We start from the raw sequence: 10,832 nt of genomic DNA, 5'->3' as shown, positions 1-10,832 counted from the left end.
GGGAGCATGCACCTCTGACGGATGTGCGCCCCCGGCAGACACCCGCGCATTCCGGACCCCTACACGGCTACACCACTCCACGGGACGCGATCCTGAGGGCGGCACGGTCACAGACAGTACTGTCGCTTCCAGCGCCTGCTGTTCTTCGGGAGCTTCGGACGTCATGGGTGGTGCCTCCGGCAGATGATTGTCGAGCCTGTCCCCTCTCAGGCGCCGCAGCGCCACTGACCGGCAGTCCTCGCCCCGGAATCTTGAGTGATCTGCGTCACTCCGCAGGTGAACCATGCCTGGGTCCGTGGCCGGCATCCGGCTCCCCACTGCCGTGCCCGCGCCACCACCCCCCGCGAGCTCCGATGGTCGACGACACAACAGCGTGTTCCGCACGCTGTCGCCCGGACAGCAGGTCGACCTCACATGGGAAGCCCCTGGCTTCAAGCAGGACGGGTACGACTACCGCGCCGTGAGCATCGCACCTCGGCCCGCCTGACATCCACGCCTGACATCAACGGCGGCACACGACCACGGTCCCCAGCGGTCCGCTGCACCACCGCGCCCATGACCACGGCATGCAGTAATGCCCCGTCGATCGAACTCCTACAGCGGGTGTCACGCCGAGGCTGGCCGTCGGGACTGCTGCCGGTGGTGGATCCGGCCGAGGTGAGCCCGCTGGAGATGGGGGCATCGGGCGCGGCCACCATCCTGTCGTCAGGTAGCCTGCCGGTTCATCTTCCTGGAACAGGAAGCGCACCGGGGGGAACCGTGAACGTCCGTCTTCAGATACACCTCTTGACCACGATCGCCATCGGCCTCGGCCTGTTTTTCTCCGGCCAGGCGTTGGGCGGGATGCCGCTCGGTCTGCTGGGCCTGGTGATCTTCTTTTTTGTTCTTGAGCCGTTGATCCGGGCGTTGCTTCCGGCCTCCTTCCTCCCGGCTCCGCAGGGGGCGCAGGCGACCTGCGCCTTGTACCGTGGCTGGGCCGCAAAGTTGACCGCCCGCCTTGGGCTGGGACCCTCCCGCACTGTCGAGGCCGACGCTGCGAGGCTTCGACGAGGAGTGCGGCTCAGCATGGTCTCGTACGGCCTGCGCGACGGCAGTCAGACCCTCGGCCACGTGCTCCTGCATCAGTCTTCGAACGGCGAGGTCCGGCTGGCCTGGCGCAAGCGCGGGAAGAACGGTACTGACCAGCCGATCAACCTCCAGGGCCCGGTGGCCGCAATTCGGGAGCGCCAGCAGCAGAATGCCGCCCAGGCCCGGATGGGGTTCACCGTAGCTGTGGATCTCGGCACTGAGTCCTACTGGCTGCGTCGCCACGACGCTGCCCTGCTCCAACTCCTCCTTGGGGACGGTACGTCGGTTACCTCTGCCGTCTCCATTTGACGTCGCCAGTGACTCCGCGGCTGTCGGGGACGGTTCAAGCAGTCGCGCTGGGGCCCGCCAAGCTGCGGCACATCCGCGGATCGGCACCTGCGCGCAGGAGCATCGTCCGTCTCCGATCGACGCATGCGCAGGAAGTCGCAGCGACCTCCGAACCCGTGTCCGATCGGGGTCACGCCCACTGGAGTGGTGTACCGACGGCCACTCCAGCGGGCGTGACCCTGGACGCCGAGCGCCCGCTCCACATCGGCATGGCCCCGCGGTACGTGGCGGGTCGACCCAGCACCCCCGCGGCGGCGCTCTCCTCCGGCCGCTCCCGTTCTCTACGAGGTATCGGCAGCACGCACGAGCGGAGCGCTCGCCGCAGCACCTCGGGGGCAGGTCGTTCCCGTCCCGGCTTCACAGGGACGGGAACGACCACGTGGACAAGGTGCGCCCCGATCAACACGGACAAGGTCCTGAACAGCTGTTGTTCACGGGGCTGAAGCAGACTCCGGATCCGCGCGTCAGATCCGGCCCGCCCACGCCGTGAGTTCGGTGCGGGCCGCGGCCAGGAGGGCCGCGGAGGGAGAGGTCGCCCCGTTGGTCACCAGGGCGTAGTGCAGGACGCCTGTGTCCGATGCGGTGAGGAGGAGGCGGCGGGTTGCGGTGCCGCCCGGTTCGGCGGCCACGGCGACCGGGGTGGTCTGGGTGTACGCGGGCGGGCCGTAGGCGGTGCCGAGGTCGGAGACCACCGTGGTGGACGCCGTCGGGAACGACGCCGGCAGATGCAGTTCGGTCGGCGCCGAGCCGCCCGCGGAGCGCCACACCAGCAGCCCGTACTGGCCGGAGCCGACCAACTGCGCCACGTTCGGCAGCGAGGACGGTACCGGGTTCCAGGTCAGCGTGGTCGAGCCGTCGCGGGAGCGGTCCTCGTAGGTGAAGGCGACCGTCGTGCCCGAAGTGGCGCTCGGGTAGAGGCGGTCGAGGAGCCGGGCGTCCTGGCGCAGGACCGCCGTGCCCGAGTCGTCGAGGCGTACGGCGGACAGGTCCTCGTCGTTCCAGGCGTCGCCGGTGGTGAGCACCTTGCCGGAGTTGCCGTTCATCAGCTCGTGATGACGGCCGCTGTAGAGGTCCCACTGCCACTGGGAGCCGGACAGCACCGGGCCCGAGGCGGCCGGGCCCGACCACCAGCTCGCGCCCTTCACCCGGGAGTCGAGGGCCTGGTACACCGCCTTGAGGACGGTCGGCGCCTTGTCCGCCACCGTGCCCGACAGCGGGTGGCCGAACTCGCTGACCACGGCCGTCGTACCGGCGGCCGCCGCACGGTCGCGGACCGTGCCGAAGTCGGTCGCGTACTGCCCGTCGGCCGCCTTGCCCCACATCAGGATCCCGGAGATCGCCTTCTGGTCGTAGAAGTGGGTGTTGAAGACGTAGCGGGAGCCGAGCGTGCCCGCGTCGAGGAGACCGCCGGTCTGCTTCTGGGAGTCGATGTTGGAGTTCCAGAAGAGGTTCGGCTCGACGAGGGCGGGCTTGTCCTGCCAGCCGGCCGCGTCCATCCGGGCGCGGAACTTCACGTAGAACGGCCACAGGACGTCCCGCTCCCAGGTGCGGCTGGTCTGGCCGGAGTCGTAGGTGCCCGCGTACGGCTCGTTGAAGGGGTCGAAGCCGACGACTCCCGCGAACTCCTCGGCGTTCAGGTGCTGTCCGAGGTAGGCCATGGTCTGCTGGGCGGTGGCCAGGAAGGCGTCCTGGAGGCCGTAGGCGTTGTGCCAGAAGTCGTACGACGCGGCCTTGACCGCGCCGTTCTGGGTGATGTTCTGGCCCCAGAAGAGGCAGATCCCGCAGGACTCGTCCGGATAGGAACCCGCGTCCACGGCCCACTCGGGGGCGCCGTCGCCGGTGTACCAGCTGTCGTCGTCGAAGAGGTAGCGGGAGTAGAGGTCCTGGTGGAAGTCGGGGTAGACGCGGATGCCCGCGTCGAGGAAGGCGCGCAGCTGGTCCGTCACCGCGGCCAGGTAGGCGGTGTCGACCTGGCCTCGGGCCGGCTCGGCGTGCGCCCAGGAGAGCAGGAAGCGGACCGAGTTGCCGCCGCCCAGGGCGCGCAGCGCGGTCGCGGACTTCTTCGCGTCGGCGACCGAGGCGAAGGGGAGGCCGCCGTTCTCCTCCAGTTTGGTCTCGCCGGAGACGTTGTAGCCGCGCAGCACGACCTCACGGCCGAGGCTGTCGGTGAACCTGCCGTTCGACACGGTGAGGGACGTGCCGTCGAACCAGAGGGAGTCGGGGACGGTGGTGGCGGCGGTGGCGGACAGGGAGCCCGCCACCGTCAGGAATCCGCAGAGGACAACCAGAACCACGAGCAGACGCGCCCGGATATTCGGCATGTTCATTACATTCCGGGGATGTCCTTTAACAGTCAACACCACTGACTCCGGAGTAAGTTCGCCCCTCGCCGCCCCGATGGCTCTCGGCCACCGCTGCCGCCGCGCCCGGCCCGCCCCTCCCCCGCGGACGCCTCATCCGCCGACTCGGCGCGTCACCTGCAACAGGTACTCCTTCCGGTTCAGCGGGTTGTGGTCGGTGCGGGCCCGTTCGGGGACCGGCCCGCGCGCGACCGGCGCGTAGTGGTCGAAGGCGCTCTCGAACTCGCCCTCGCCACGGGTCAGTCCGGGCAGCCGCTGCTCCAGGGCGTGCACCTCGGCGGCCGGTACCACCCCCTCCAGCACGCAGACCTCGCCGCGCGTGTCGGCCGTCCGCGGTACGGCCCGCAGGGCGGCCAGCACCGGCAGCAGGGCGCCCAGGGTGTCCACCGGGACGTCCAGGCGGAACCCGTGCATCGGCTCGTGCACCCGGGTGCCCGCCCGGCGCAGCGCCTCGACGAGCACCAGCGGGGTCAGCCCGCGGAAGTCCGCGCCGGTGCTCGACATGCTCTTGTCGAAGCGCTGGTGGGCATGGCTCTGCCGGGGCGAGTAGCCGCAGTGGGTCATGGCGACCGCGCAGTCCGTGACCTGCCAGCCGTGCAGGCCCTGGCCGAGGGTCTCGCGCACGGTGTCCTCGACCGCCTTGAAGAAGGCGTACGGCATCGCGCCCAGCTCGACCTCCAGCCCGAAGGAGACGCCCGCGCCGACCGGGGCCCGTTCGACCCGCAGCCCGACGGTCGCCAGGAACGGGTTGGGGTCCTTCTTGTTGAACTCGACGGCCTCGCCCGTCCCGGCCGGCCGCTCGACACACAGCGGTGTCGTCCCGCGGAAGGCGACGTCGAGCCCGTACTCGTCGGCGAGGGTCGCCTGGACGACCTCCTTCTGCACCTCTCCGTACAGGGACACCGAGATCTCCCGGCGCGATTCGTCGTACCGCAGGTCGATCAGCGGGTCCTGCTCGGCCAGCTCGGTGAGCGCCGTGTGCAGCGCCCCGGTGTCCGTGCCCCGCCCCGGTACGACGACGGTCTCGAGGGTCGGCGGCGCGAAGAAGTGCCCGCACGGCTTGCGGGGTACGCCGATCGGGTCGCCGATCCTGACGTCGGCCAGCCCCCACAGCCGGGCGATCCGGCCCGCGGCGACGGCGCCGGACGGGGTGTCCGTGCCGTGGCCGAAGACACCGATCCCGGTGATCCTGCCGTCCCGGCCGCCCTCGCCGAAGGCGATCCGGTCGCGCACGCGCAGGGTGCCGGAGAACATCCGGGCGAAGGCGACCTTCTCCCCCGCCGCACCCCGCTCGACCTTGAAGACGGTGCCGGAGACAGGGCCTTCGGGGTCGCCGCAGGCGGTGGGCAGCAGGTCCCTGATCCCGCGGACCAGCTCCGGCACGCCCGCGCCGGTCGTCGCCGAGCCGAAGTACACCGGGTGCACCTCGGCCTGCCAGGTCCCGGCGACCAGGGCCGCGTGCAGCAGGTCGTGGCCGACCGCTCCCTCGACATAGGCGGCGAGCAGGGCGTCGTCGTGGTCGGCGAGCACTTCGAGGGCGTCGGGGCCGAAGCCGGGCGTGAACGCCGCCTCGCGGGTGCCGAGCCCGGTGGGCCGCCCCATGGGGACGACCGCCGCCGCGAGGCGCTCGGACAGCGCGCGCAGTACGTCCGCGTCACGGGCGCCACGACGGTCGATCTTGTTGACGAAGATCAGCGTGGGGATGCGCAGCCGGCGCAGCGTCCGCATGAGGACCCGGGTCTGCGCCTGGACGCCCTCGACGGCCGAGACCACCAGCACGGCCCCGTCGAGGACCCCCAGGACGCGTTCCACCTCGGCGATGAAGTCGGGGTGGCCCGGGGTGTCGATCAGGTTGACGGTCACGTCGTCGACCGGGAAGGAGACGACCGCCGATCTGATGGTGATACCGCGCTGCCGCTCCAGCGCGAGCGTGTCGGTGCGGGTGCTGCCGGCGTCGACACTGCCGATCTCGTCGATGACCCCGGCCGTGTGCAGCAGCCGTTCGGTCAGACTGGTCTTACCCGCGTCGACGTGCGCGAGGATTCCGAGGTTGAGCAGGTGCACGAAGCGTCATGTCCTTCGAAGAGTGGGTCGTTCCTTCCGGGGTGGACATGAACGGTGCGCGCATCGGTGCTCCTCGATCCGTGGGGGGCTGGTCACTCTCAGTGCAGCAGAGTCGCGGGCGGCACGGCAACGGATTAACGCCCGGCGGCGGCCGCGTGGCGGTGCGTCGACGGCACCGGACCGGATGCGACGCTGACCGCGGTGGCGAGAGGGGCGACGATGCGTGACATTTTCCCGGCGCTGAGCGGCTGGTACGCGGCCGGTGTCCCGTTCGGTCTCGCCGTCGTGGTCGCGGTCAGCCGCAGCGCGCCGCGCGATCCCGGCGCCGCCATGGCCGTGGGGCCCGACGACGAGGTCGTGGGCAGCGTGTCGGGCGGCTGTGTGGAGGGCGCGGTGTTCGAACTCGCGCGGGAGGTGGTGGCCGGCGGCCGGGCCCGCCTGGAGACCTTCGGCTACGACGAGAAGGACGCCTTCGCCGCCGGGCTGACCTGCGGTGGTGAACTGACCGTGCTGGTGCGGCCGGTCTCCCCCGCGCTCGACCCGGCCTTCGGCGAGGTCGCCGGTTCGGTGGCGGCCGGCCGGCCGGTGACCGTGGCGACGGTGACCGGCGGGCCCGCGCCGCTCGGCGCCGTCCTCTCCGTCTGGCCCGACCGGGCCCTCGGCACGCTGGGCACGCCGGGTCTGGACGTGGCGGTCACCGCCGACGCGCGCGGCGGTCTCGCGCTCGGCGCGACGGGCGTACGGCACTACGGGCCGCACGGGGAGCGGCGCGAGGACGCCGTCCGCGTGTTCCTGCACTCCTTCGCGCCGCCGCCGCGCATGCTGGTGTTCGGGGCGATCGACTACGCGGCCGCCGTCGCACGGATCGGCGACTTCCTCGGCTACCGGGTCACGGTGTGCGACGCCCGCCCGGTCTTCACCACCCCGAAGCGGTTCCCCGCGGGCGTCGAGGTGGTCGTGGACTGGCCGCACCGCTATCTGCGGGACACCGACACCGACGAGCGCACGGTGGTGTGCGTCCTGACCCACGACCCGAAGTTCGACGTGCCGCTGCTCCAGGAGGCGCTGCGCCGGCCGGCCGCGTACATCGGGGCGATGGGCAGTCGCCGTACGCACGACGAGCGGACGCGGCGGCTGGTCGAGGCCGGGCTCGGCCCGCGCGAACTGTCCCGGCTGCGCTCACCGGTCGGGCTCGACCTCGGGGCCCGTACCCCCGAGGAGGTGGCGGTGTCGGTCGCCGCCGAGATCGTCGCGGTGCGCTGGGGCGGCAGCGGCGCTCCGCTGACGGCGACGCGCGGCGCCGTCCACCCGCGCGCGTCGCGGTGAGTGCGTACGGACCGGGGCGCGGGTGTCCGGTCCCGGGTGCACACGGTCGCCGCGTACGGCGTCAGCGCGGTGGCAGCCGGTGCAGGACCACGTCGGTGAGGACGCCGTCGGCCACGGTGGCGGTCATGTACGTGCAGTGGGGCTGGCGCCTGCGATCGGTCGGTGATCCGGGGTTGAGCAGGCGCAGTCCGCCGGGGGCGGTGGTGTCCCAGGGGATGTGGCTGTGCCCGAAGACCAGGACGTCGAGGTCGGGGAAGCGGGCGGCGCAGCGGGCCTCCCGGCCCTGGGCGGGACCCGTCTCGTGGACGACGCCGAAGCGCAGGCCGCCAAGTTCGGCGTACGCCACCTCGGGGAGGCGGGCGCGCAGGTCCGGGCCGTCGTTGTTGCCGTAGACCCCGACGACCGCGCGGCTGCGGCTCTCCAGCAGGTCGAGGGTGTCCGTGTCGACCCAGTCCCCGGCGTGCAGGACGACATCGGCGCGAGGGAGTTCGGCGAGGAGCGTCGCGGACAGTTCCTTGGCGCGCCGGGGGAGGTGGGTGTCGGCGGTCAGCAGCAGGCGCACGGGTTCAGCGTACGGCGGCGGCCGGTCCCCGGCCCCGCTGCGGACGGGCTGCGGGCGGGCCACGGACCGTTCACAGGAGATCTACAGATAAAACTGTTCAGTTGAAACTGGACAGTTTGCGTCGGCAAGTTTTACGGTGGCCCCATGGAGCAGCCCATTCCGGAAGTCGCCGAGGTGTCCGGACCGCCCGACGGCGTGTCCGAGTCCGCCGCCCGCGCCGCACGCGATCTGCGGGTGGTGTTCAGCCGGCTGCGCCGGCGGATCCGGGAGGTCGCCGAGGACGAGGAGCTCACACCCTCGCAGGAGTCCGCGCTCACCCTGGTCGGCAAGCACGGGGCCGCGACGGCGAGCGCGCTGGCGGCCGCCGAGGGGGTCCGGCCGCAGTCGATGGCGACCACGCTCGCCGCGCTGGACCGGCACGGTCTGATCCGGCGCAACCCCGACCCCGACGACGGCCGCCGCCAGCTGGTCACGCTGACCGACGCGGGGCGCGAGCGGGTCGAGGGCAACCGGCGGGTCCGGGCCGAGTGGCTGGCCCGCGCGTTCGAGGACCGGTTCACGGAGGACGAGCGACGCACGGTCCTGGCGGCGTTCGCCCTGATGGACCGGCTCACCGAGCAGTGATACCGCGGCTCTCCCGGCGCGGCCCGGCCACGGCGGCCGGTCCCGCCCCCGACACCTTCGACCGGCGGCTGATCGCCCCGATGGTGCTGGGCTCCGTACTCAACCCGATCAACTCCTCGATGATCGCGGTCGCACTCGTGCCGATCGGGATCGCCTTCGGGGCCCCTCCGTCGCGGACCGTGTGGCTGGTGTCGGCGCTCTATCTGGCCACGGCCGTCGGGCAGCCGGTCATCGGACGGCTCGTCGACATGTACGGGCCGCGGCGCCTCTACCTCGCCGGGACCGGCCTGGTCGGGGTCGCCGGCCTGCTCGGCGCCCTCGCGCCGACCCTGGGCACACTGATCGCCGCCCGGGTACTGCTGGGGTTCGGGACGTCGGCCGCGTATCCGGCGGCCATGCAGCTCACCCGCAGCGAGGCCGAACGCACCGGGCGGGACAGTCCGGCCGGGGTACTGACCGCGCTGGCCGTCGCCGCGCAGACGGTCGCCGTCGTCGGTCCCACCCTCGGCGGGATCCTGATCGGCCTGGACGGCTGGCGGGCCGTCTTCACCGTCAACGTGCCGCTGGCGGCCGCCTGTCTGGTGCTCGGCGCGCGGCGGCTGCCGCGGACCCGGCGCCCGGCCGGCGACCGCCCCGGCGTAGACCCGCCCGGCATGGCCCTGTTCGCCGTCACGCTGATCGCGTTGATGCTGTTCCTGATGGGCCCGCGCCCGGACCACTGGTACCTGCCGGTGATCGCCGCCGTCACCGCCGTCGCCTTCGTGGCCCGGGAGCTGCGGGTGCCGGATCCGTTCGTCGACGTCCGCGTCCTCGGCGGCAACCTGCCGCTGATCGCCACCTATCTGCGCCAGTTCCTCGGCTACACGACGTCGTACGCCTATCTGTACGGCTTCACCCTGTGGCTGGAGGAGGGGCGCGGCCTGACCACGTCCACCGCGGGGCTGGTGCTGCTGCCGCTGTCGGCGAGCGCGCTCGTCGTCTCCACCCTGACCGGCCGCCGCGAGGCCGTACGGAGCAAGCTGGTGGCGGGTTCGCTCGTGCAGATCACCGGGTGCGCGGCGCTGCTGCTGGTGGGTTCCGGCAGCGCGCTGTGGGTCCTGCTGCTGACGGGCGCCGTGATGGGCGTACCGCAGGGGCTGATCGGGCTCGCCAACCAGACCGCCCTGTACCGGCAGGCCGAGCCCGCCCGGATCGCGTCCGCCGCCGGGCTGCTGCGCACCTTCATGTACCTCGGCGCGCTGGCCGCCTCCGCCGCCGACGCGGCCTTCTTCCCCCACCGCGCCGACACCGCCGGGCTGCACGATCTGGCCCTGTTCATGCTCTGCGGGTCCGCGCTGCTGCTGGTGGCCACCCTGGCCGACCGCTCGCTGAGCACCCTCACACCCCGCGGCACCCGCGACACCGGAAACACCCGAAAGGTCTGATCCTCATGGCACTCACCGCCCTCGACCCGCGCACCGCCCTCGTCGTCATCGACCTCCAGGCGGGCATCGTCGCCGCGCCCACGCAGCCGTACGGCGGCGCCGAGGTCGTCGCCCGCACGGTGGAGCTCGCCGACGCCTTCCGCGCACAGGACCTGCCCGTCGTCCTGGTGCGGGTGTCCTTCGCCGCCGACGGCGCGGACCTCGTCCCGGGCCGCACCGAGGCCGGGCGGCCCGGCGGCACCCGGCCGGAGGGCTGGGACGTGATCGTCCCGGAGCTGGCCGGACACCCCGGCGACATCACCGTCACCAAGCACAACTGGGGCGCCTTCCACGGCACCGACCTCGATGTGCAGCTGCGCCGCCGCGGGGTCACCCAGATCGTGCTGACCGGCATCGCCACCAGCATCGGCGTCGAGTCCACCGCCCGCGCCGCCCACGAGCACGGCTACCACGTCACCCTCGTCACCGACGCGATGAGCGACATGGACCCCGAGTCCCACCGCGGCAGCGTCACGCGGATCTTCCCCCGGCTCGGCGAGACGGGCACGACGGCCGAGGTCCTCGACCTCCTGGCCAAGACTCGCTGAACCCGCCCGGGAGGCCGGCCGGCCTCCGGAGCCGGGTCCTGCCCGCGCAGGGCACACACCGGGGGCCCGCCGGGGGCGGCAGACCCCCGGCTCCCCCACCCGGCCTGCGGTTTCTAGTCCTCGCCCCTGACGATGTTCCCGTCCGGGCCCGGCTGCCGTACGGCAGCACCTCCGAGGTCCTCGACGGCCGGGACGCACGTACGCATCACCGGCTGGTCCCGCAGCCGCCGGGCCCTCGCCCAGCCCGTCTCGGAGGGGCGGCCCGCTGCGTTCTCCATGGTGCTCGCGATGTCCGTGCTGTTCGGGGTGTCCATGGCGGTGTGCGAGGTCACGACACTTCACATTCCTTCTGACGACAGTCCCGGGGACGGCCTTCACCCGTCCTCCGCACCCGGCCGAGTGCCCGACCGTACCGGGACCAAACACCCATTCGCGTACAGGAGCAGCCAGGAGCGGGCCCCGGTCTCCG

Annotated in this window: 9 protein-coding genes and 1 pseudogene; 6 read left to right on the top strand and 4 right to left on the bottom strand. The window is 72.3% G+C overall.

Annotated features, from left to right (window positions below; all coding sequences use genetic code 11):
* Window positions 1-376: 376 nt before the first annotated feature.
* Both ACWC24_RS26845 and ACWC24_RS26840 read left to right on the top strand, forming a co-directional pair.
* Window positions 377-487: pseudogene (locus tag ACWC24_RS26845) on the top strand (cold shock domain-containing protein); the annotation flags it as partial.
* 68 nt (window positions 488-555) lie between these two features.
* The gene (locus ACWC24_RS26840) at window positions 556-1,377 is read left to right on the top strand and encodes a hypothetical protein (RefSeq protein ID WP_450665434.1); all 822 of its coding nucleotides are present in this window, start codon (window positions 556-558) and stop codon (window positions 1,375-1,377) included.
* 503 nt (window positions 1,378-1,880) lie between these two features.
* Here ACWC24_RS26840 and ACWC24_RS26835 read toward each other — a convergent pair.
* A complete protein-coding gene (locus ACWC24_RS26835; RefSeq protein WP_450665433.1) occupies window positions 1,881-3,743 on the bottom strand; it encodes a cellulase family glycosylhydrolase in 1,863 nt (620 codons plus the stop codon).
* A gap of 126 nt (window positions 3,744-3,869) precedes the next feature.
* Complete coding sequence (locus ACWC24_RS26830; protein ID WP_450665432.1) at window positions 3,870-5,840, bottom strand: GTP-binding protein; 1,971 nt, start codon at window positions 5,838-5,840, stop codon at window positions 3,870-3,872.
* Window positions 5,841-6,059: 219 nt separating this feature from the next.
* Between ACWC24_RS26830 and ACWC24_RS26825 the strand changes: the two genes are divergently transcribed.
* On the top strand, window positions 6,060-7,166 hold the full coding sequence (locus ACWC24_RS26825; RefSeq protein WP_450665431.1) for an XdhC family protein: 1,107 nt from the start codon (window positions 6,060-6,062) through the stop codon (window positions 7,164-7,166).
* 61 nt (window positions 7,167-7,227) lie between these two features.
* On the opposite strand, the gene ACWC24_RS26820 is transcribed toward ACWC24_RS26825, so the two are convergent.
* Window positions 7,228-7,728 carry a metallophosphoesterase family protein gene (locus tag ACWC24_RS26820; RefSeq protein WP_450665430.1) on the bottom strand — a complete coding sequence of 167 codons (501 nt, stop codon included), beginning with the start codon at window positions 7,726-7,728 and terminating at the stop codon, window positions 7,228-7,230.
* A gap of 144 nt (window positions 7,729-7,872) precedes the next feature.
* Between ACWC24_RS26820 and ACWC24_RS26815 the strand changes: the two genes are divergently transcribed.
* From ACWC24_RS26815 to ACWC24_RS26805, 3 genes are read left to right on the top strand one after another with little or no spacing between them, the layout of a single operon-like run.
* Entirely contained in the window at window positions 7,873-8,352 is a 480-nt protein-coding gene (locus tag ACWC24_RS26815) for a MarR family winged helix-turn-helix transcriptional regulator (protein WP_450665429.1), read from the top strand.
* Entirely contained in the window at window positions 8,349-9,776 is a 1,428-nt protein-coding gene (locus tag ACWC24_RS26810) for an MFS transporter (RefSeq protein WP_450665428.1), read from the top strand. The genes ACWC24_RS26815 and ACWC24_RS26810 overlap by 4 nt, the downstream gene beginning before the upstream one ends.
* A gap of 5 nt (window positions 9,777-9,781) precedes the next feature.
* Complete coding sequence (locus tag ACWC24_RS26805) at window positions 9,782-10,363, top strand: hydrolase (RefSeq protein ID WP_450665427.1); 582 nt, start codon at window positions 9,782-9,784, stop codon at window positions 10,361-10,363.
* A 113-nt stretch (window positions 10,364-10,476) separates the two neighbouring features.
* Here the strand turns inward: ACWC24_RS26805 and ACWC24_RS26800 are convergent, their stop codons facing one another.
* Window positions 10,477-10,695 carry a hypothetical protein gene (locus tag ACWC24_RS26800; protein ID WP_450665426.1) on the bottom strand — a complete coding sequence of 73 codons (219 nt, stop codon included), beginning with the start codon at window positions 10,693-10,695 and terminating at the stop codon, window positions 10,477-10,479.
* Window positions 10,696-10,832: the final 137 nt, after the last annotated feature.

It is taken from the genome of Streptomyces sp. NPDC001443 (assembly GCF_053597355.1).
This window is presented reverse-complemented; position numbering and strand designations above follow the sequence as displayed.

Coding starts and splice junctions, on each gene's coding strand:
- ACWC24_RS26840 (WP_450665434.1), top strand. CDS start 556: ATGACCACGGCATGCAGTAATGCCCCGTCGATCGAACTCCTACAGCGG.
- ACWC24_RS26835 (WP_450665433.1), bottom strand. CDS start 3,743: ATGAACATGCCGAATATCCGGGCGCGTCTGCTCGTGGTTCTGGTTGTC.
- ACWC24_RS26825 (WP_450665431.1), top strand. CDS start 6,060: ATGCGTGACATTTTCCCGGCGCTGAGCGGCTGGTACGCGGCCGGTGTC.
- ACWC24_RS26815 (WP_450665429.1), top strand. CDS start 7,873: ATGGAGCAGCCCATTCCGGAAGTCGCCGAGGTGTCCGGACCGCCCGAC.
- ACWC24_RS26805 (WP_450665427.1), top strand. CDS start 9,782: ATGGCACTCACCGCCCTCGACCCGCGCACCGCCCTCGTCGTCATCGAC.